This is a genomic window from Lentzea miocenica, assembly GCF_033949945.1.
GTDB lineage: Bacteria > Actinomycetota > Actinomycetes > Mycobacteriales > Pseudonocardiaceae > Lentzea > Lentzea miocenica.
This window is the reverse complement of the sequence record NZ_JAXAVW010000044.1, coordinates 63,553-83,811: the sequence shown is the minus strand read 5'-3', so window position 1 is coordinate 83,811 and position 20,259 is coordinate 63,553. Positions and strand designations below refer to the sequence as shown.

General features: G+C 68.3%; 23 protein-coding genes. 14 read left to right on the top strand and 9 right to left on the bottom strand.

Annotated features, from left to right (window positions below):
• Positions 1-6: 6 nt before the first annotated feature.
• Genes SK803_RS40165 through SK803_RS40155 form a run of 3 tightly spaced genes read left to right on the top strand, consistent with a single transcriptional unit; the run spans position 7 to position 1,472 of the window.
• Positions 7-510 carry a SigE family RNA polymerase sigma factor gene (locus SK803_RS40165; RefSeq protein WP_319971453.1) on the top strand — a complete coding sequence of 168 codons (504 nt, stop codon included), beginning with the start codon at positions 7-9 and terminating at the stop codon, positions 508-510.
• Entirely contained in the window at positions 510-977 is a 468-nt protein-coding gene (locus SK803_RS40160; protein ID WP_319971445.1) for a hypothetical protein, read from the top strand. Before SK803_RS40165 ends, SK803_RS40160 begins: the two co-directional genes overlap by 1 nt.
• Positions 978-995: 18 nt before the next feature.
• Entirely contained in the window at positions 996-1,472 is a 477-nt protein-coding gene (locus tag SK803_RS40155) for a GNAT family N-acetyltransferase (RefSeq protein ID WP_319971444.1), read from the top strand.
• Here SK803_RS40155 and SK803_RS40150 read toward each other — a convergent pair.
• Entirely contained in the window at positions 1,456-2,082 is a 627-nt protein-coding gene (locus SK803_RS40150) for an NAD(P)-dependent oxidoreductase (protein ID WP_319971443.1), read from the bottom strand. The two genes, SK803_RS40155 and SK803_RS40150, sit on opposite strands and share 17 nt — an antisense overlap.
• A complete protein-coding gene (locus tag SK803_RS40145; RefSeq protein ID WP_319971442.1) occupies positions 2,079-2,954 on the bottom strand; it encodes an EamA family transporter in 876 nt (291 codons plus the stop codon). Before SK803_RS40145 ends, SK803_RS40150 begins: the two co-directional genes overlap by 4 nt.
• 79 nt (positions 2,955-3,033) lie before the next feature.
• Between SK803_RS40145 and SK803_RS40140 the strand changes: the two genes are divergently transcribed.
• The gene (locus tag SK803_RS40140) at positions 3,034-3,975 is read left to right on the top strand and encodes a LysR family transcriptional regulator (protein WP_319971441.1); all 942 of its coding nucleotides are present in this window, start codon (positions 3,034-3,036) and stop codon (positions 3,973-3,975) included.
• Here SK803_RS40140 and SK803_RS40135 read toward each other — a convergent pair.
• Positions 3,898-4,662, bottom strand: coding sequence for an SDR family oxidoreductase (locus tag SK803_RS40135; protein ID WP_319971440.1), 765 nt, complete (start codon positions 4,660-4,662; stop codon positions 3,898-3,900). The genes SK803_RS40140 and SK803_RS40135 overlap by 78 nt on opposite strands.
• Before the next feature lie 147 nt (positions 4,663-4,809).
• Between SK803_RS40135 and SK803_RS40130 the strand changes: the two genes are divergently transcribed.
• From SK803_RS40130 to SK803_RS40115, 4 genes are all read left to right on the top strand, one after another.
• Entirely contained in the window at positions 4,810-6,438 is a 1,629-nt protein-coding gene (locus SK803_RS40130; RefSeq protein WP_319971439.1) for an ABC-F family ATP-binding cassette domain-containing protein, read from the top strand.
• 175 nt (positions 6,439-6,613) lie between these two features.
• Positions 6,614-6,823: a helix-turn-helix domain-containing protein gene (locus SK803_RS40125; protein ID WP_030473247.1), complete on the top strand. Its 210-nt coding sequence runs from the start codon at positions 6,614-6,616 to the stop codon at positions 6,821-6,823.
• 58 nt (positions 6,824-6,881) lie between these two features.
• On the top strand, positions 6,882-7,694 hold the full coding sequence (locus SK803_RS40120) for an enoyl-CoA hydratase/isomerase family protein (protein WP_319971438.1): 813 nt from the start codon (positions 6,882-6,884) through the stop codon (positions 7,692-7,694).
• Positions 7,695-7,784: 90 nt separating this feature from the next.
• Complete coding sequence (locus tag SK803_RS40115) at positions 7,785-9,674, top strand: ABC transporter ATP-binding protein (RefSeq protein WP_319971452.1); 1,890 nt, start codon at positions 7,785-7,787, stop codon at positions 9,672-9,674.
• 395 nt (positions 9,675-10,069) lie between these two features.
• Here SK803_RS40115 and SK803_RS40110 read toward each other — a convergent pair whose 3' ends face one another.
• Together SK803_RS40110 and SK803_RS40105 are read right to left on the bottom strand one after the other, a co-directional pair.
• Complete coding sequence (locus tag SK803_RS40110; RefSeq protein ID WP_319971437.1) at positions 10,070-11,647, bottom strand: penicillin-binding transpeptidase domain-containing protein; 1,578 nt, start codon at positions 11,645-11,647, stop codon at positions 10,070-10,072.
• A gap of 78 nt (positions 11,648-11,725) precedes the next feature.
• Positions 11,726-12,466 carry an SIS domain-containing protein gene (locus SK803_RS40105; RefSeq protein ID WP_319971436.1) on the bottom strand — a complete coding sequence of 247 codons (741 nt, stop codon included), beginning with the start codon at positions 12,464-12,466 and terminating at the stop codon, positions 11,726-11,728.
• 112 nt (positions 12,467-12,578) lie between these two features.
• On the opposite strand from SK803_RS40105, the gene SK803_RS40100 reads away from it, so the two are divergent.
• Complete coding sequence (locus SK803_RS40100; protein WP_319971435.1) at positions 12,579-12,761, top strand: hypothetical protein; 183 nt, start codon at positions 12,579-12,581, stop codon at positions 12,759-12,761.
• Here the strand turns inward: SK803_RS40100 and SK803_RS40095 are convergent.
• Complete coding sequence (locus tag SK803_RS40095; protein ID WP_319971434.1) at positions 12,758-13,708, bottom strand: helix-turn-helix domain-containing protein; 951 nt, start codon at positions 13,706-13,708, stop codon at positions 12,758-12,760. The genes SK803_RS40100 and SK803_RS40095 overlap by 4 nt on opposite strands.
• Before the next feature lie 224 nt (positions 13,709-13,932).
• Here SK803_RS40095 and SK803_RS40090 point away from each other — a divergent pair, with 224 nt between their 5' ends.
• Positions 13,933-14,541, top strand: coding sequence for a C39 family peptidase (locus tag SK803_RS40090; RefSeq protein WP_319971433.1), 609 nt, complete (start codon positions 13,933-13,935; stop codon positions 14,539-14,541).
• Here the strand turns inward: SK803_RS40090 and SK803_RS40085 are convergent.
• The 3 genes from SK803_RS40085 to SK803_RS40075 are packed head-to-tail and all read right to left on the bottom strand — an operon-like array spanning position 14,516 to position 16,324.
• Entirely contained in the window at positions 14,516-15,100 is a 585-nt protein-coding gene (locus SK803_RS40085) for a nucleotidyltransferase family protein (RefSeq protein ID WP_319971432.1), read from the bottom strand. The genes SK803_RS40090 and SK803_RS40085 overlap by 26 nt on opposite strands.
• A 10-nt stretch (positions 15,101-15,110) precedes the next feature.
• Positions 15,111-15,935 carry an alpha/beta fold hydrolase gene (locus tag SK803_RS40080; protein ID WP_319971431.1) on the bottom strand — a complete coding sequence of 275 codons (825 nt, stop codon included), beginning with the start codon at positions 15,933-15,935 and terminating at the stop codon, positions 15,111-15,113.
• A gap of 11 nt (positions 15,936-15,946) precedes the next feature.
• Entirely contained in the window at positions 15,947-16,324 is a 378-nt protein-coding gene (locus SK803_RS40075) for a hypothetical protein (RefSeq protein WP_319971430.1), read from the bottom strand.
• Positions 16,325-16,448: 124 nt separating this feature from the next.
• Here SK803_RS40075 and SK803_RS40070 point away from each other — a divergent pair, with 124 nt between their 5' ends.
• The 4 genes from SK803_RS40070 to SK803_RS40055 are packed head-to-tail and all read left to right on the top strand — an operon-like array spanning position 16,449 to position 20,218.
• The gene (locus SK803_RS40070) at positions 16,449-17,087 is read left to right on the top strand and encodes an alpha/beta hydrolase (RefSeq protein ID WP_319971429.1); all 639 of its coding nucleotides are present in this window, start codon (positions 16,449-16,451) and stop codon (positions 17,085-17,087) included.
• Positions 17,080-18,318, top strand: coding sequence for an NAD(P)/FAD-dependent oxidoreductase (locus SK803_RS40065; protein WP_319971428.1), 1,239 nt, complete (start codon positions 17,080-17,082; stop codon positions 18,316-18,318). The genes SK803_RS40070 and SK803_RS40065 overlap by 8 nt, the downstream gene beginning before the upstream one ends.
• Positions 18,315-18,995 (top strand): DUF1365 domain-containing protein, encoded by a 681-nt coding sequence (locus SK803_RS40060; RefSeq protein WP_319971427.1) that lies wholly within the window; start codon positions 18,315-18,317, stop codon positions 18,993-18,995. Before SK803_RS40065 ends, SK803_RS40060 begins: the two co-directional genes overlap by 4 nt.
• Entirely contained in the window at positions 18,992-20,218 is a 1,227-nt protein-coding gene (locus tag SK803_RS40055) for a cyclopropane-fatty-acyl-phospholipid synthase family protein (protein WP_319971426.1), read from the top strand. The genes SK803_RS40060 and SK803_RS40055 overlap by 4 nt, the downstream gene beginning before the upstream one ends.
• Positions 20,219-20,259: the final 41 nt, after the last annotated feature.

Genomic DNA, 20,259 nt, shown 5'->3' with positions numbered 1-20,259 from the left:
TCCCCGCTGAACTGGGAGGCGGAGTTCACCGACTGCTTCGACCGGTGCGCCGACTCGATGCGCTTCACGGCGTTCTTGTTGTGCGGCAACTGGCACGAGGCGGAAGACGTCATGCAGTCGGCGTTCTTGAAGCTGTACCTGGCCGGTCCGAAGCTCAGTGACCGGTCGGGGCTCGAACCGTACCTGCGGCAGATCGTCGTGCGGACGTTCCTCGCGGAACGCCGCAAAGTGCGATGGCGCAGGGAGAAGCTGACTGACGCACCCCCGCAGGGCCTGTCCTCCGTCGCAGGGACGGAGGACAGGCTCGTGGTGTGGCAGGCGCTCACCGCCGTGCCCGCACGGCAGCGCGCTGTCCTCGTGCTGCGCTTTTGGCACGATTTCAGCGTCGAGGACACCGCGGCGTCACTGAACTGTTCGACGGGCACGGTGAAGTCGCAGAGCAGCAAGGGCCTGGAGACGTTGCGGCGCAAGCTGGGGCCGGAGTTCGATCATCTGAGGCTGGAGGTGTGATGGTTCGCGAAGACGACCTGCGGGCGACTTTCTCCGCTCTGCACGCGGAAGAGGCGCCGCCGCGTGCCGTTACGGCAGCCGACCTGATCCAGCGCGGCCAGGCGGTGCGATCCCGGCGCCGGACCATCGCGGTGGTCGGGTCCGGGCTCGCGACCGTGGGCGTCGTAGCCGTGGCACTGGCGGTGTTGCCGGCCGCGACACCGCCGGAGCCGGCGACACCGGGGCCCGCCTCGACCACCTCGTCGGTCCCGTCGACCACGCTGACGACGCCGCCGTCGACCACCATCGAGTCGACGCGGACGACGGCGCCGTCGCCGCCCACCCCTCCACGTTCCAGCACCGTTGTGACGTCGGCAGACGGGACCGAGCCGGTGACCACGTCGTCGCCACCGGGGACCACGCCGAGCACCTCGATGTCCACCCCGGGACAACCGGAGTCGACATCTCCGCCGAGCACGACCCGCTGACCGGGCAGAATCCCGGGCATGACCGTTCAGATCCGTCTCGTTGAAGTCACCGACGACAACCGGGACGCCGTGATGGCCGTGCGCGTGCGTCCGGATCAGGAACGTTTTGTCGCGTCGGTTGAGAAGTCCTTCGAGCACGCGGCACAACACCCCGGCGCCAACCCGTGGTTCCGCGCGGTCTACGACGGTGACGACGCGGTCGGTTTCGTCATGCTCAGCTGGAACGTGACCCCTCAGCCCGGCATCCGCGGGCCGTACTTCCTGTGGCGCCTGCTCGTGGGAGCGGATGTGCAGGGCCGCGGTTACGGCAGCGCGATCCTGAACGAGGTCGTGGCGCTCGTGCGTGCGGCAGGAGCGACCGAGCTGTTCACCAGCTGCGTGCCGGGGGAGGGCTCACCCGAGCCGTTCTACCGCGGGTACGGGTTCGTGCCGACCGGGGAGATCGACGAGGACGGCGAGACCGTCCTGGCGCTGGACCTCAGTACCCGACCGTGAAGTGCCGGTCCGCACTCGGGTTCGCGAGCTCGTCGAGCACCGCCACGGCCAGGTCCTCCGCAGAGATCCGGGACGCGCCGGACGGGTCGGTGAGCAGCACGTCCCCTCCGCGCCGGTAGCCGCCGGTGCGTTCGCCGGGTTCGAGCAGAGCGGGCGGACTGAGGTAGACCCAGTCCGCCGCGTGCGCCCGGCACACCTCGAACTGGCGCACGCTGGCCGCGGCGATGGGCCGGATGTCCGTTGGTACGTAACGGTTGTCGTCGAGCACGAGGCCCGAGTCGCCCGGCGCACGCAATGGTGCGGCACCGCCCACGACGAGGATCCTGGTGCGGGTGGCGAGTGCGGCGTCCAGCAACGTCCGCGTCGCCGGCCCGACGGCGGACTCCTCACCGGGACGCGGCCGGGTGGCGGCGACGACACCGTCCACTCCGGACAGAACACCGTCCATCAGCTCGCGGTCGGTCGCGTCCCCGCGCACACCACGCACTCCGGCCGGCACCAGGGGAACCGGGCCGCGGAACACCGCCGTCACGTCATGACCCCGGCGCACCGCCTCGGTCACCACCCGCGATCCGACCATGCCCGCGGCGCCGACGACTGCGATCTTCACTGGAGAACTCCTTTGGCGAGAACGGGTGCGGGACGCTGGCTGGCGACGATCGCCGCCAGCGCGAGCGCGAAACCGGTGAGCTGCACCGGGTTCAGCGTCTGACCGAGCACGACGACGCCGAGCAGCGCGGCGACCATCGGGGACAGCAGGCCGAGCATCGAGACCGAGGTGACCGGCAACGTGGTGATCGCGCGGAACCACAGGACGTACGCGAGCAGGCCGCCGATGCCGCCGAGCCACAGGTAACCGGCCGCGGCCGCCAGGCCGATCGCGGGTGGCGGGCCCTCGAACAGGAACGTCACCGGCACCAGGAACAGCCCGCCCGCGGTCAGCTGCCAGCCCGCGAACGCCGTCGGGCCCACGCCGGCGGGCCTGCCCCACTTCTTCGTCAGCGTCACCCCGAGCGCCATGGTCGCGGCGCCGCCCAGCCCGGCCAGCACGCCGATCGCGTCGAATCCGGCGGCCGGTCCGAGCACCACCAGCCCGACGCCGACGACGCCGATCACGCCCCACGCGAACCGCCACGCCGACGGGCTCTCCTTCAGCAGCCCCACCGCCAGCAACGCCACCACCAGCGGTTGCGCGGCGCCCAGCGTGGCCGCGACGCCACCGGGCAGGCGTTCGGCGGCGATGAACAGGAACGGGAAGAACATGCCGATGTTGAGCACGCCCAGTGCGGCGGCCCGCCACCACCACGGACCGCGCGGCAGCGTCCTGGTGAGCGCCAGCGCGATCAGGCCGGCGGGCAGCGCGCGGAGCAGACCGGCGAACAGCGGGTGCCCGGTCGGCAGCAACTCGGTGGTGACCACGTAGGTCGATCCCCAGACCACCGGCGCGAACGCGGCTGAGGCAATGCGGAGGTAGTTGCTCACGTCGTCCAGTGTTCGACGGCGCGATCAATGAGTCCAACACATGCTTTTCATCCGATCCATCGTGATTCAAGATGGATCGGTGGAACTCCAGCAGATGCGGTACGTGGTGGCGGTCGCCGAGACCGGCGGCTTCACCAAGGCGGCCCAGCGCTGCCTCGTCGTGCAGTCCGCGCTCAGCCACCAGATCGCCCGCCTCGAACGCGAGCTCGGCGCCCGGCTGTTCGACCGCACCAGCCGCAGCGTCCGGCTGACCGCGGCGGGTGCGGCGTTCCTGCCGTCCGCCCGGCAGTGCCTCGACTTCGCGGAACGGGCGGCGGCCGAGGTCGCGGCGGCGGTGGGGGAGGTGCGCGGACGGGTCGTGGTCGGGGTGATCCCGACGGTCGCCGCCGTGGACCTGCCCGCCGCGCTGAAGGTGTTCCGCGAGAGGTATCCGCAGGTGCGGGTCGCGTTGCGGATGGCGCCCAGTCACGAACTCGTCGAGCAGGTCCGCCACGGCGGGCTCGATCTGGCGTTCCTCGGGCTGGCGCCGAACGTGCGACCTGAAGGCGTGCGTGGGCACGAACTCGCGCGTGACGAGCACGTCGCCGTGGTCGCGCCGTCGCATCCCCTTGCCGGGCACGCCGAAACGACGCTGCAGGAGCTCGCGGAGGAGTTGTTCGTCGACTTCCCGGCGGGATCACCGGGGCGTGTGCAGGCCGATCAGGCTTTCGCCGCGGCGGGTTTGCAGCGCGAGGTGGCGTTCGAGGTGACGACCGCGGAGCTGATGGCAGGGCTGATCCGGGAGGGGCTCGGGGTCGCCGTGCTGCCGTCGCGGTACACGCCGCGGCTCAGCGGTGTGGTGACGCTGCCGATCACGAACGGTCCGTCGCGGGTGGAGCACCTGGTGTGGAACGCGGCGGGGCTGACACCGGCCGCGGCCGCGTTCCTCGACGTGCTGGGCGTGTCAGCCGGCGGTACCGGTGGCGAGCATGCCTCCGTCGACGCGCACGGTCTCGCCGGTGATCCACGAAGCGCCGTCTGAGCAGAGGAAGGCGACGAGCGAGGCGACGTCCTCCGGGGTGCCGAGACGCTTCATCGGGTACTGCTGCGCGGCTTCCTCCTCGCGGCCGGTGTACAGCGCCTCGGCGAACTTCGTCTTGACCACGGCGGGCGCGACGGCGTTCACCCGCACCTTCGGGCCGAGCTGCCACGCCAGTTCCTCGGTGAGGCGGATCAACGCCGCCTTGGACGCGCCGTACGCGCCGATCACGCCGGTGGACCGGATGCCGCCGATCGACGCGACGTTCACGACCGCGCCGCCGTGCTCGCCCATCCACGCCTTCCACGCGAGCTGGACGAAACCGAGTGCTGCCACGACGTTCACGTCGAAGATCTTCCGCACGGCGTTGAGGTCGGCGTCCATCAGGAACCCGAACTGCGGGTTGATGCCGGTGTTGTTGATCAGCACGTCGAGGCTGCCGAACTCCTCGACCGTGCGGGCGACGGCCTCCTCGCGGGACGCGTCGTCACCCGCGTTGCCCGGGATCCCGAGCACCTTGCCGCCGGTGTCGGCCTCCAGCTGCTTGACCGCCTCGGCGAGCTGGTCGGCCTTGCGGCCGGTGATGGTGACGGCCGCCCCGCGGGTGAGGAGCTCGCGGGCGATGCCGTAGCCGATGCCGCGCGACGCGCCCGTGACCAGCGCGGCCTTGCCGGAGAAGTCTTCGCTCATGGTCGGCAATCTATGCGTCTGGCCACACGTGGGAAATTCGATGGTCGAGATCCCGTAGAATGGTTCCCGTGATCCTCCTGGAGTAGGCCGACCCGGACGTGCCACCCCTTGCCATGCCCGGAGTTCTTTTACTGCTCGGAGTTTCTCTTGATCACCGCAACCGACATGGAGTTGCGCGCGGGCTCACGCATTCTCGTGAGCGGCGCCAACCTGCGCGTTCAGCCCGGCGACCGGATCGGCCTCGTGGGCCGCAACGGTGCCGGCAAGACCACCTCGCTGCGCGTCCTCGCCGGTGAGGGTCAGCCCTACGCCGGCGCCATCACGCGCAAGGGCGAGCTCGGCTACCTGCCGCAGGACCCCCGCGAGGGCGACCTGTCCGTCATCGCCAAGGACCGCGTGCTGTCCGCGCGCGGCCTCGACCAGCTGCTCCGCGACATGGAGAAGGCCCAGTCGAAGATGGCCGAGCTGGTCGACCCGGACGAGCTCGACCAGGCCGTCACCAAGTACGGCAAGCTCGAAGAGCGCTTCTCCTCGCTCGGTGGGTACGCCGCCGAGTCCGAGGCCGCCCGCATCTGCTCGAACCTCGGCCTGCCGGACCGCGTGCTCGCGCAGCCGTTGAGCACGCTGTCGGGTGGTCAGCGCCGCCGCGTCGAGCTGGCCCGCATCCTGTTCGCCGCGTCCGAGGCGGGCATCGGTGCCAAGTCGAGCACGATCCTGCTGATCGACGAGCCCACGAACCACCTCGACGCCGACTCGATCACGTGGCTGCGCGGCTTCCTCAAGTCGCACGACGGCGGCCTCGTGGTGATCTCCCACGACGTGGAGCTGCTCGACGACGTCGTGAACAAGGTGTGGTTCCTCGACGCGATGCGCGGAGAGGTCGACATCTACAACCTCGGCTGGAAGAAGTACCTCGAAGCCCGTGCGACGGACGAGAAGCGCCGTCGCCGTGAGCGCGCCAACGCCGAGAAGAAGGCCGGCGCGTTGATGACGCAGGCCGCCAAGATGGGTGCGAAGGCCACGAAGGCCGTTGCGGCGCAGAACATGGCGAAGCGCGCCCAGAAGCTGCTCGACGGTCTCGACGACGTGCGCCAGAACGACAAGGTCGCGAAGATCAGCTTCCCGTCGCCGGCCCCGTGCGGCAAGACCCCTTTGATGGCAGAGGGTCTGAGCAAGTCCTACGGCTCGCTGGAGATCTTCACCGGCGTGGACCTGGCCGTCGACAAGGGTTCCCGCGTCGTCGTGCTCGGCTTCAACGGCGCCGGCAAGACGACGCTGCTGCGATTGCTGGGCGGCAGCGAGAAGGCGGACGCGGGTGGCGTCGTCCCCGGTCACGGCCTGAAGATCGGCTATTTCGCGCAGGAGCACGAGACGCTCGACCACGACGCGTCGGTGTGGGACAACATCCGGCACATGGCGCCGGACGAGCAGGAGCAGCGGCTGCGGTCGTTGCTCGGCACGTTCCTGTTCAGCGGCGAGCAGCTCGACCAGCTCGCCGGCACGTTGTCCGGTGGCGAGAAGACCCGGCTGGCGCTGGCCGGTCTGGTGTCCTCTGCGGCGAACGTGCTGCTGCTCGACGAGCCGACCAACAACCTCGACCCGGCCTCGCGCGAGCAGGTGCTCGACGCGTTGCGGCGGTACGAGGGCGCGGTCGTGCTGGTCACGCACGACCCCGGTGCGGTCGAGGCGCTGGAGCCCGAGCGCGTGATCCTGTTGCCCGACGGCACCGAGGATCACTGGTCCGAGGACTACCTCGAGCTCGTGCAGCTGGCGTGATCTCCACCCCTCAAAGGATTACCGAACGCGTTCTGTGATCAACTCAGTGTGATCGAATCGACCGTTCGGCGATCTCTTTGCTTGATCACCTGGCGTTCTGCCGCATCCTGTTCGATCATTGCGACGACAGGGGCCGTAGAACGGCCCGACCTGCTCGTACGGAAGGCGGGACAAGGTGGCTGACCTGAAGAAGGGTGCCCGGATCACCGGCGCCACGCGGGACAAGCTGGCCGCTGACCTGAAGAAGAAGTACGAAAAGGGCGCGAGCATCCGGGCTTTGGCTGAGAGCACCGGGCGTTCCTACGGCTTCGTGCACCGGGTTCTGTCGGAATCCGGCGTCACGCTGCGCGGTCGCGGTGGCGCCACCCGGACGAAGAAGAAGTAGCCCCAACCCAGACTGCTACTCTCCGGTAACTAGCTCCTAGTTCGCCGGAGGTAACGACATGCCAGTGCCCGCTATCGACGCTGGCTTGCTCGAGCGCGGTGGTGTTCGGCTCGCTATCTCGGGGCCGCGCGCGACCGTCACGCTCGATCGTCCCGACGTGCTCAACGCTCAGACGCCTGCCACTTGGCAGGCGTTGCGGCACATCGGCGAACAGCTGGACCCGGACGTCCGCGTCGTGGTCGTCCGGGGTTCCGGTCGTGCCTTCTCGGCGGGACTGGACCGGCGGATGTTCACCGGTGAGCCGGTCGACGGCGAGCCCGGTGGTCTTGGTGCGATGCTCTCGTTGCCCGCCGAGGAAGCGGACGCGAAGATCGCCTCGTACCAGGCGGGGTTCACGTGGTTGAGCGATCCGGCACGCGTGACGATCGCCGCGGTGCAGGGGCATGCCATCGGCGCGGGCTTCCAGTTGGCGCTGGCGTGTGACTTCCGCGTGCTCACCGAGGACGCGCAGTTCTGCATGGCCGAAACCGGGCTGGGTCTGGTGCCCGACCTCGGCGGGACGCTGCCCTTGGTGCGCCTCGTGGGCTACTCGCGCGCGGCCGAGATGTGCGTGACCTCCCGTCGTGTTCCGGCGGAGGAGGCGCTGCGAATCGGCCTCGCGAACTCCGTCGTGCCCGCTGCCGAGCTGGACGCGGCGGTCGACGCACTCGTGGCCGGTGTGCTGAAGCCACTTCCGGGTGCTGTTTCGGAGACGCTGGCGCTGATCGCGTCCGCGGCTTCCGGCGTGCCCTTCGCCGACCAGCTCGCGCTGGAGCGGGCCGCCCAGCTGCGCCGGCTGCAGTCCTTCGCGGCCATGTCCGCTCAAAGCTGAACCTTTCCGCGGTTGTAGCCGCACGCGAAGGAATTGTCAGACCGCTGTGCTGTTCTAGTCAGCGTGGACGGTTACAGCTCATGGCGATTCATGATGGGGGCGACCGCGGACGCGCCGTCCAAGGTGCGCCGCGGGACCTTCCGGCGCGTGGTGGCGTTCGCCCGGCCGCATCGGGCGAAGCTGCTCGTGTTCCTGTTGCTGACGGTGGTCTCGTCGGTCCTCGCGGTGTCGACGCCACTGCTGGCCGGCCGCGTGGTCGACGCGATCGTCGGCGGGTCCGCGCCGTCGGTCGTGGTGTGGCTCGCCGTGGCCATCGCGCTGATCGCCGTGGTCGACGCCGGGCTGGGTGTCGTGGAGCGGTGGCAGTCGACGCGGATCGGTGAGGGGCTGATCTACGACCTGCGTCGTGCCGTCTTCGGGCATGTGCAGAAGATGCCCGTCGCGTTCTTCACCCGTACTCGCACCGGTGCGTTGGTGTCGCGGCTGAACAACGACGTGATCGGGGCTCAGCGGGCGTTCACTTCCACCTTGTCGGGCTTCGTCACGAACATCATCCAGCTGGTGTTGTCGCTGGGCGTGATGTTCACGTTGTCCTGGCAGGTCACTGCTTTGGCGCTGGTGTTGCTGCCGGTATTCGTGTTGCCCGCCAAGCGGATGGGGCGGCGGATGGCGGACATGCAGCGCGAGGCTTCTTCGCTCAACGCTTCCATGGTCACTCAGTCGACCGAGCGGTTTTCCGCACCTGGGGCGACGCTGGTGAAGTTGTTCGGGCGGCCTGATCGGGAGGAACGCGAGTTCTCGGAGAAGGCTGCTCAGGTTCGGGACATCGGGATCCGTACCGCCATGGCCACTCGGTGGTTCATGACCGGGTTGACGTTGGTGTCGGCGTTGGCTCAGGCGTTGGTGTACGGGCTGGGCGGGTATCTGGCGTTGACCGGGCATCTCGCCGCTGGTGCTGTGGTTTCGTTGGCGTTGCTGCTCACTCGGTTGTATGCGCCGTTGACCGCGCTGGCCAATGCCCGGGTTGACCTGATGACCGCGATGGTGTCGTTCGAGCGGGTCTTCGAGGTTCTGGATCTTGACCCGATGATTCAGGAGCGGGCTGACGCGCGGTCGGTGCCTTCTGGGGCCGTGTCGGTTGAGTTCGAGGACGTGCGGTTCGCGTACCCGTCCGCGGAGAAGGTGTCACTGGCCTCGTTGGAGTCGGTGGCCACTTTGGACACTCGGGGTGGGGAAGAGGTGCTGCACGGGGTCAGTTTCCGGGCTGAGGCCGGGCAGCTGGTTGCCGTGGTCGGGTCGTCCGGGGCTGGGAAGTCGACTCTTGCCTCGTTGGTGCCTCGGTTGTACGACGTTGACTCCGGGGCGGTTCGGTTGTCCGGGGTGGACGTTCGGGATCTGTCGTTCGAGTCGTTGCGGTCGACCGTTGGGGTGGTCACGCAGGACGGGCATTTGTTCCACGACACCATTCGGGCCAATTTGGAGTATGCGGCTCCTGGGGCTTCCGATGATGAGATCTGGGATTCGTTGAGGCGGGCTCGGTTGTTGGATCTGGTTGCCTCGTTGCCGGATCAGTTGGACACCGTGGTGGGTGAGCGTGGGTATCGGTTGTCTGGTGGGGAGAGGCAGCGGCTGACGATTGCTCGGTTGTTGCTGGCCAAGCCTCGGGTGGTGATTTTGGACGAGGCTACGGCCCATTTGGATTCTGAGTCTGAGGCTGCGGTTCAGGAGGCGCTGACTGAGGCGTTGGAGGGGCGGACGTCGTTGGTCATTGCTCACCGGTTGTCGACTATTCGTAATGCTGATCAGATTCTTGTGGTGGAGCATGGGGATGTTGTTGAGCGGGGGACGCATTCGGAGTTGATGGCTGCTGAGGGGCGGTATGCGGATTTGTACAACACGCAGTTTGCTGAGCCTCCGGTGGTTGGGGTTTATCCGACGCCTCAGTTCAGTGAGAGGGCTGAGGTTGGGCAGAGGTATTGAGGGTTCCGTAGGTGGTCTTGTTCCGTAGGTCGGCCGCCGGTTTTCAAGCTTTCGGGGCTCCGCCCCGGACCCCGCCAATCTGATCAAGGACCTTGTCCACGCCGTGCGCGGGTTGATGGCACGCCTGTTGCTTTGGGCGGAGTTGCGTTGCGTAGGTGGTGCGGTTCGGGTGGGTGGTCCCGTCACAAGCCGGGCCAGAGCGCGCCACACCCGAAGGGGGATGTCAAACGGACGAAAAGCGTGTCCGTTTGACATCCCCCTTCGGGTGCAGCAAGAGCTGAGGCACGACTCGTGACGGGACCACCCACCGGAACCTCCCGTTTCAAGCGTAAGGACGCCTCGGCTTCGTCATTGGGTCGCCTTGCCTTCGGCTTCGGCTTGAGAGGCGGGTGGGGTTAGCCCTTTAGGAATGCTGCTGTTGCTGTTAGGGCGCTTTGGGATGAACCTGCGTTTTCTACGAAGACTGCGAAGGCCACGTTGCCCTGGTAGCCGACGAACCAGCCGTGTGCGGTGCCGCCGCCTGCTTCTGCTGTGCCGGTTTTGCCTGCTAGGCCTGGGATGCCTGCTAGTTGCTTTGCTGTTCCGCCGGTGACTACCTCGCGCATCATCGCTCGCAGAGGTTGGAGCACGGCGGCGGGTGGGGCGGCTGCCACGTCGTTGGGTGTTGAGGGCTTGCCGCCGCGCATCAGCGTTGGTGTGGGCTGTTTGCCGGAGACGACGGTGGCGGCTACTAGGGCCATGCCGAACGGGCTGGCTACTACGTTGCCTTGGCCGAAGCTGTTTTCCACCTGCTGGTCGCCTGAGGCTGGTGGGACTTTGCCGGTGTTGGTGTCGGCGCCCGCGATGGTCCAGTCGGCGCCCAGGCCGAAGCGTTTGGCCATGTCCGGGAGGGCGTTCGGTGGGAGTTTTGAGCCCAGGGAGCCGAAGGTGGTGTTGCAGCTGACTGCGAACGCCGTGTGGAAGGGGAGGCTCTCGTGGCCGAAGTCGGCGTTTTTGATGGTGCGGGTGCCGATGGTGGCGGTGGCGGGGCAGGGCAGGGCGGCGTTGGGGGAGGTCAGGCCTGCGTTCAGGGCGGCGGCTGCCGTTACGATTTTCATCGTTGAGCCTGGGGCGTAGCGGCCTACGAACGGGTTGGTGCCGGACAGCGTTTTGTTTTGGGCTACTGCCAGGATTTCGCTGGTGGAGGCCTCGATGGCGACGATTGCCGCGCCTTGGGGGAGGGCGTCCACTGCTGCTTGGGCTGCTGCTTGGCGGGCCGGGTCCAGGGTGACCGTGATTTTTTGGCCCTGCTCTGGCTTTTTGCCGTCCAGCGGGGTGAAGGCCGTGCCCTTCGTGATGCCTACTTCCCAGCCGTCTGTGCCTTTGACGTCGCCTGCTTGGCCGGTGATGGCTTTGTACAGGCCGTCGGGGATGGTGCCTTGGACCAGGGGTTTGCCGTCGCGGCCCAGCAGGGCGCCGTCGGCCAGGGCTGGTCGGTAGGTGAGGGTGGCGTCCTCGGTCAGTTGTGGGTGGATGACGGTGGGGGTCCAGTGGACTTTCCACTCGTCTCCGGTGCGTCGCAGGGTGAGTTTGACGTCGTACTTCAGGGTGGCCTGGTTGGGCAGGGTCCACGTCACGGAGGCCGGGATGTCGGTCGTGGTGGCGTCGACGGTGGTTTCTGGTGCGAGGGTGGCCTTGTAGGTGGAGGCGCCCATTGCCGACTTGGTGGCGATCAGAGCGTTCACGGCCGGGTTCGGTGCGTCCGTGTGCGGGGCTGCCGCTGTTGGTTCGCCGAACATGTTGTTGACGAACAGGCTGGCCACGTCGCTGGGACCCACGGCCTTCTGCTGTTCTTGTGTTGGTGGTCGTCTTGGCCGTTCGGTCGAGGCGGCCGGGTCGTCGCTGCTGAAGAGCAGTGCGCTCGCCACGCCCAGGGTGGTGGCTGTGGCGAGCGCGCCGCCGATCAGGATCCATCTGCGAGTCTTTTGTTCCACGTGAAGTCCCCCCAGGTAAGTGCTTTCCCCGGTGGGAGATTAACGCTGGGAGGGCTCGGAGGTCCTGAGTATTGCTACCTAGCCGAGCTGGGGGATGCGGGTTTGGTAGTGCCTGAGCAGGTCGGCGTTGGCCGCGTCGCCGCCTTCCACGTTGGCGCTGCGCCAGAGCGGCAGTTGCACGCCGGTTTCGGCTGCCTTGTCGACCAGGCGGACCATCAGCAGGTTCCAGAGGAAGGCGGTGGCCACGGTGGAGATCGCGGCGGTCACCGGGGCGTCTTCCGGGTAGGTGCTGTCGCCGGGTGGGACGAGGTTGTCCAGGACGACGGTGGCCACCTCGGCGAGGGTGACGCCCGCGCGGCGGGGGGCTTGGGCGCTTGAGGCGACTGAGGTGACGGCGACGACCGGGCAGCCTGCGTTGGCGGCTTCCTGGGCCAGTTCGACCGGGTAGTAGTTGACGCCTGAGGTGGAGAAGACGAACAGGACGTCGTGCGGGGCGAGGCCCGCTTCGCGCAGGACCTCGCCGGCCAGGCCGGAGCGGCGTTCGGCGGAGGTGCTGCTGATGGCGCCGTGCATCGGGAGCAGTTCGGGGTGGTAGATCGGGCGGACGCAGGCCAGGCCGCCTGCCCGGTAGAAGGTCTCGGCGACCGCCGCGAGTGAGTGGCCCGCGCCCGCGGTGAGGATGGTTCCGTCTGCCTGCACTGCGGCGAGCACGAGTTCGGCCACGTCGTCGAGTGCGGCGGCGTTCTGCTGTTCCACGCGCGTCAGGTGCGTGCGCACGAGATTGCCGTAGTCGGAGCCGGTCACGGTGTCGGTCGTCATGCGGGTCAGTAGTACCGGATCGCAGGTGACCTCACCAGTAACCCGAGCACCACAAACCTCGATACGCGCGATAACGGGTGTTGTGACATCGGGCGGCTCTTGGCGGGCGGGGGTGGGTTGGATCAGGCGGTACTTCTTCTTCTGGGTTGCGCTGGCGGCGGTCTTCACGGCTGCGGGGGCCACGAACATAGCGCTGGCGATCACCTACTCCGAGCTCTGGCCGGTGTGGGTGGCGTTCGCGTTGCTGGTCGTCGCGGGTGGGTGTGCCCGTGCGGCGGTGCACGCCCGGCCTTAGGTCAGCAGTTCAACGCCTAGGGCTGAGGCGGTGTGCAGGACCGAGTTGCGGTGTCGTTGGGCCACGGCCAGGCCCGCGTCGCGCAGGACTGTGGCGTGGGCGCTGGCCGAGGCGGCGGAGATGCCGAGTCGGCGGGCCAGTTCGGTGGTGGTGCAGCCGCCCGCGATGACGCCCAGGGCCGCCGCGCGGGTCCGGCCCAGGAGTGCTTCCAGCGAACGTTTGCCGGCGCTCGCGACGTGCAGGTCGCGGGCTACCGGGTAGACGAGCACGGGTGAGCGGCTCTGGTCGCGGAGCATGATCGGGCGTTCCCGGCAGAAGTACGACGGCACCAGGACGAGGCCTTGGCCGTGCAGGTGGATGTCGCGGTGCGGGAAGCGGGACTCGATCGACAGCACGGGCGGTGCCCACGAGATGGTCGGGTGCAGGGCCGCGAGCATGCCCTCGCAGCCGCCGTCCAGGAAGGAACGAGCCCGTACCGCGCGTTCCGCGTCGACCACGGCCCGGATGTCGTCCCAGATCGGGGCGAGCGCGCGGTGGTGGTAGGTGCGCAACGCCTCGCCGAGCGAGTCCAGAGTGGCCACGTCGCCGCTGGCCAGCAGGTGCGTGCGCTGGTCGAGGCGGTGCTGGTGGTCGAGTTGGGCCAGGTCCGCGCGCAGTGACGCCACCGGCGTCGACAACACCGCGTCGATGCCCGCGTCCAGTGCGCACGAGCCCGCGGTGGGGGTCAGGAAGTCCGGGGAGTAGCCGACGGGCGGTGCCAGCCGCATGAGCCAGCGGGCGTCGTCGGGCAACGTCGTCCGCACGGTCGCCCGCCACGTGCCGAACACCGGCGTCGCCGAGCGCTGCCGCAGCACGTGCAGGCTCAGCAGGATCTCCCACATCGGGTCGGGACCAGGGGCGACACGCACCCTCGCCAGGTCCTCCGCCGTGAAGTGGACACGCAACACGACCAGCAGAGTGGCACAGCGATCCGGGAGCTGTACCGGATTCGAGACTACTCAGCCGAAAGGTGCACACCGCGCACTCTGCGTGGGTCCCGACGCGGCCGTGAGTACTTCTACCTGGCTTTTTAGGTCTTGCCCGAATGTGGTGGCGACCGTTCGACGCCTGCCCCCAAGCTTCGTTCAGCGCCGCTCCAGGGGACGGCGCCACCATTGAGGGGATCTGGAAGATGAAGCTTGCGAAGATCACGGGGGCGATCGCCGCCGCCGGCGTCGCGATGACCATCCTGACCGCGCCGGTCGCGCTGGCGGCTCCCGGCGAGACCGTCATCCCGGCCGCCGCCGAGCTCGGCATCCAGGGCGAAGGTGTGCTCCCGCACCAGTTCCAGGTGCAGAAGACCGGCTACTGGTGCTCCGCGGCCGCCGCCCGCATCGCCCTGACGGCGCGCGGCAAGTACGTCGAGCAGTCCACGCTGGCCAGCTTCATGAAGGTCACGACCAACGGCCTGCCGAACATCAAGAACCTCGAGAACGCCCTCGACCACTACACCGGCTCGACCTACTACCAGGTCAAGCAGTGGTCGACGGACGCGCAACTGCTGCAGAAGCTCAAGGCCGACGTCGTCTACAACGCCAACCGCGGCCACGCCGTCGTGATCAACGTGATCCGCCTGAACGGCCGCAACTACTCCGGCGGCCACTACGCCACGATCGTCGGCTACCGCGCCGGCGGCAACGAGTTCGCCGTGTCCGACCCGGCCTACGCGGGCGGTGGCCTCCACTGGCTGAGCGCGTCCAACGTGTCGTCGGGCATCAAGCTCCGCCGCTACGTGGCCTGATCTCCGGCAGGTCGCTCGGGTGATCCACATCGGCACCGTCCGCCACGTCGGCGCATTCGACGTGGCGGACGGTGTTCGCTTTGAGGTAGTCGCGCGCACCCTGGTCGCCCGCCGCCGACGCCATCACGCCCGCGAAGTGATCCGATCCGATCAGGACCGGATGCCCGATCTCGCCGTGGTAGACCGCTCGCGCCAACGTTTGCGGCTCGGCGAGGTCCATCAGGCGGTGCAGGGCGGCGACGGTGACACCGGGTGTGTCCACGGGGAGCACCACGACGGCGTCTGCGCTCCCGACTGCGTGCAGCCCGGTCCGCAGTGACGAGCCCATGCCGGTGTCCCAGTGGGGGTTGTCGACGACGGTCACGCCGTCCAAGGAGGCCTTGGCCCGCACCTCGTCCGCCTGGGCGCCGAGGACGACGACGACCGGATCGCATCCGGCGGCCTTGAGGAGTTCGGCGGCGCTGTCGACGAAGAGCCTGCCGTCGAACGGAACGAGGGCTTTGGGGGAGCCGAACCGGCGACCGGCCCCCGCGGCTAGCAGCAGACCGGCCACGCGCATGGGGCCAAATCTAGTTCAGATGTTCCAGAAGCATCGAGGACACGGCCTCCGGGATCTCCTCGGGGATCCAGTGAGAGACGTCCTCGACCATCTCGAACCGGTAGCCGCCCGTGCACCACTTCTCGGTCTCGAACGCGGCCATCGACCCGAACGCCACGTCCTCGGTGCTCCAGACGTACATGGTCTTGACGGTGACCTTGTCCGCCGCCCCCGACGGCTTGCCGGCGCGGTACCAGTTCAACGCCGCCGTCAGCGCGCCTTCTTCGCTCAGCCGCTGGATGTACTCGTCGACGTGCGACTGCCGCACCCGCCACTCGAACATCGACCTGAGCGCGTGGGCGTTGTTGTCCAGCATCCGCCGCTCGGTGCTGCGTTCGCGCCAGTCGAGCATGTACTGCGAGCGCATGTGCTGGTCTTCGTCGGTCTGCAGCGCGGTCTTCAGGGCGCCGGGGTGGGGCGTGGAGAAGACGGAGAGCGTGCGCAGGCGGTCCGGGTGGTCGATCGCGGTCCACCACGCGACGGCGCCGCCCCAGTCGTGGCCGACCAGGTCGAACGTGCCCCAGCCCTGCGCGTCCGCCATCGCGATCACGTCGCCGACCAGGTGCGTCACGGTGTACTCGGAGGCCTGTTCCGGCCGGACGCCGGGGGAGTAGCCGCGCTGGTCGGGGGCGATTGCGCGGAAGCCGTTCACGCCGAGCACCGCGACCTGGTGTTCCCACTCGATGGCGGCTTCGGGGAAGCCGTGCAGCAGCAGCACCGGGCGGCCGTCCTCCGGGCCGGACGCGATGGCGTCGAAGGTGCCTGCCTCGGTCTCGATGCTGAGGTGTTCGATCACGGGTTCGAACACTACTCGGCGCGCAGGCGGCCGAGCGTCCGGTCGTCGGCGAGCGATTCGCCCTGCTCGTGGCGGGTGACGAGGTCGGCCAGCCGCTCACGTGCGTCGGGTTCCAACCGGCCCAAAGCGACGTTGAAGGCGTGGAGTTCCTCCTCGTTCAACATGGCGGCCACGAGCAGGAGCACCTCGCCGCTGTTCTCCGCCGGGATCTCCAGCAGTTCGGGAACGGCGTCGATCGTGCCCTGGCTGAGCACCGCGGGCGGGAACAGCTCCAGGGCGCCGTAGACCGCCATGTGTGAGGTGTAGTCGTCGGAACGCAGTGAGCCGATCAACGCGCGGACCGCTGCCGGGCCCTCGGTGCCGTCGATCGCGTCCAAGTCCTTGATCATCCCGGCCGACATTACAGGTGTGACCTGGCTCTCAACGGCCGAGCCGGAGAGCGTGGCCTCACGAACATCAAGTGTGCATCCGCATGTAGACGTGCTGAAACCGCCGGGCGGTACGAATGCTGTCGTGCTCGTACTGCACGGCGGACGGGAACACGGCACCGAACCCGTTCGGCGCCACAACCTCGCGTACCTGCGGATGATCCCGCTTGCCCGCGCGCTGCGCGCACCCGGTGTCGAGGTCTGGAACCTCCGCTACCGGGTCCGCGGCTGGAACGCGCCGAGCCTCGACCCGGTCAAGGACGCGCGGTGGGCGCTCGACAAGATCACCGAACTGCATCCCGGCAGGCCGATTGTGCTCGTCGGGCACTCGATGGGCGGCCGGACGGCGCTGCGCGTTGCCGGGCATCCGAGCGTGGTGGCGGTGTGCGCGCTCGCGCCGTGGCTGGTGCCCGGCGAGCCGTTCGAGCAGTTGAGGGGCAGGGCGCTGCTCATCGCGCACGGCGACCGGGAGCGGATGACCGACCCGGCGAAGTCGCTGTGGTTCGCGAAGCAGGCCAAGACCGTGACGGACCGGGTCGCGCGGTTCAACGTCGAAGGCGACGGCCACGCGATGCTGAAACGAGCGCGTGACTGGACGAAGCTCGTCGTCGACTTCGTGCACGGTGAGCTCGGGCTCGAACCGGTGGCGCCGGACATCTCGAATGCCATGCGGGAGGCCTCGCCGCGTGGCCTCGACGTGCCTTTGGGAGGCTCGCGTGGCTGAGGTCGCTGTCATCGGAGCAGGGGTTGCCGGGCTCACCGCCGCCTATGTGTTGCAACGCAAGCACGACGTCACGCTGTTCGAGGCCGACGACCGGCTCGGCGGCCACGCGCACACCCACGACCTGGACGGCGTGGCGGTCGACAGCGGGTTCATCGTCCACAACGAACGGACGTACCCGAACCTGATCAGGCTGTTCCGCGCACTCGGCGTGTCCACTCAGGACTCCGAGATGTCGCTGAGCGTCCGGTGCGACGGCTGCGGGCTCGAGTACGCCGGCGCGCGGAAGCTGCCCGGTCTGTTCGCGCAGCCGAAGAACGTGGCCAACGGCCAGTACCTGCGGATGCTCGCCGAGATCACGCGGTTCTACCGGCACGCGCAGCGCGTTCTCGACCACGAGGAGGCGCACGACGTCACGCTCGGCGCGTTCCTCGCGATCGGCGGGTACAGCAGGTACTTCGTCGACCACTTCATCATTCCGCTGGTCAGCGCCGTGTGGTCGTCCGGAGCGGCGCTGAGCATGAAGTACCCGGCCTGGTACCTGTTCGAGTTCCTCGCCAACCACGGGATGCTCTCGATCGGCGGCACCCCGCAGTGGAAGACCGTCGTCGGCGGCTCCCGCACGTACGTCGACCGCGCGGTCAGGGGGCTCAAGGCGGTCCACGTCGGCACCCCGATCCGTGCGGTCACCCGGACGGGATCGGGCGTCGAGATCCGCGACGACGACAACGTGCTGCACACCGCGGACCACGTCGTCGTCGCCACGCACCCGGACCAGGCGCTCGGGCTGCTCGCCGACCCGACGCGTCAGGAGAAGGAGGTGCTCGGCGCGTTCCGGTACTCGCGCAACGAGACCTGGCTGCACACCGACGCGTCGATCCTGCCGCGCACGAACGGCGCGAAGGCGTCGTGGAACCTCTACAAGCGTGCGTGCCGTGAGGCCGATGGCCAGGTGCTGGTCAGCTATCACATGAACCGCCTGATGCGGCTCGACGAACCACGCGAGTTCGTCGTCACGCTCAACCCGCACGACGTGAACCCCGACAAGGTGCTCGCGCGGATGGTGTACGAGCACCCGATCTACACGCCTGAATCCGTTGCCGCGCAACGACGTCTGCCGGAGATCAACACCGGCACCACCGCATTCGCCGGCGCGTACCACGGTTGGGGCTTCCACGAGGACGGCTGCGCATCGGGTGTGCGGGCGGCCCAGCACTTCGGGGTCGACTGGTGATTTACGACGTCGTCATCACCCACACCCGCCGCGAGCTGATCGATCGGACGTTCAGCAACCGCGCCTACATGTGGCTCGTCGACCTGGACGAGTTACCTCGCCTGCCCTGGTGGGTGAAGCCGTTCGCCCGGTTCGAGGCGCGCGATCACGTCGGCGCGCCGGACAGGAGCATCCGGGAGAACCTCGACGCGTGGCTGGCCGAGCGCGGGATCGAGCTCGGCGGCGGGCAGGTCCTCATGCTCGCCAACGCCCGTGTGCTCGGCTATGTCTTCAACCCGCTGTCCGTGTACTGGTGCCACGACGCTTCCGGAGAGCTCGTGTGTGTGGTCGCGGAGGTGCACAACACCTACGGCGGACGGCACTGCTATCTGCTGCGCACCGACGACCACGGCAGGGCGTCGGTGGACAAGGAGTTCTACGTCTCCCCGTTTCTCGAGGTCGACGGCCAGTACGTGATGAAGCTGCCGAAGCCGGGAGACCAGCTGTCCGTGACCATCGCGTTGCGGCAGAACGGGAAGACGACCTTCAGCGCCACGATGAAGGGCGAACGCGGCAAGGGGCTGCGGATGCTCTTCAGACGGCCGTTGATGCCTCAGCGCGTGTCCGCGCTGATCCGCCGCCATGGCATCGCCCTCTACCTGAGGCGCATACCGATCATCCCCAGGAGTGATGGATGAGCACGCTGACCTTGCCCCGTCCCGGTCAGGGCATCTGGCCGGGATTGTTCGACGCGCCGCGGTCGCCGTTGCGCGCCCGGATCGCCGAGTCGTTGTTCCGCAACGCCGTGGGCACGCTGCCGGTGACGGTCCAGCTGCCCGACGGCCGCACGTGGGGAGCCGGCGGTCCGGTCATGCGCCTGATCCGGCCCGCCGAGTTCTTCCACCGCCTCGGCGCCGACGCCAAGATCGGCTTCGGCGAAGCGTACATGGTGGGCGACTGGGTGTCCGACGAGCTCGCGGACGTCCTCGCGGCGTTCGCGGCACGGCTCTCGACGCTGATCCCGCCCGGCCTGCAGCGGTTGCGGCGGATCGCGGAACGGCGCCAGAACGAGGTCAACGACGTCGCCGGGTCGCGGCAGAACATCCACCGGCACTACGACCTGTCGAACGAGCTGTTCGCGACCTTCCTGGACGAGACGATGACGTACTCGTCGGCGTTGTTCGAGAACCAGGACCTCGACCTGCGCACGGCCCAGCTGCGCAAGATCGACGGCGTGCTCGACTACGCCGGTGTCCGGGCCGGTTCGCGGGTCCTGGAGATCGGCACGGGCTGGGGCGCGCTGGCGATCCGGGCGGCCGAGCGGGGCGCCACCGTCACCTCGCTGACGATCTCGGCCGAACAGCGCAAGCTGGCGCTGGACCGGGTGAGGGACGCGGGCTTCCACGATCGGGTGACGGTCGAGCTGCGTGACTACCGAGAGGAGCACGGTCAGTACGACGCCGTCGTCAGCGTCGAGATGGTCGAGGCCGTCGGCGCGGAATACTGGCCCGCGTACTTCTCGGTGCTCGACCGGGTGCTCGCGCCGGGCGGCCGGGTGGGGCTGCAGGCGATCACCATGCCGCACGACCGCATGATCGCCAGCAAGGCCAGCTACACCTGGATCCACAAGTACATCTTCCCCGGCGGGCTCATCCCGTCGGTCCGCTCGATCGAGGAGTCGGTGCGCGATCACACGCGGCTGCGGATCGTCGAGACGCGCTCGTTCGGCCACGACTACGCCGAGACGCTGAGGCGGTGGCGCGAAACGTTCCTCACCCGTTGGGACGAGGTCCGCGAGCTCGGCTTCGACGACACGTTCCGCCGGATGTGGGAGTTCTACCTGGCCTACTCGGAGGCAGGTTTCCGGGTCGGCTACCTCGGCGTCCAGCAATTCGGCATGGCCGAAAGACTGGGCCATTAGGACCACGTTCTACCCCAAAAGGGTGCTGCTTCCCCCACCCG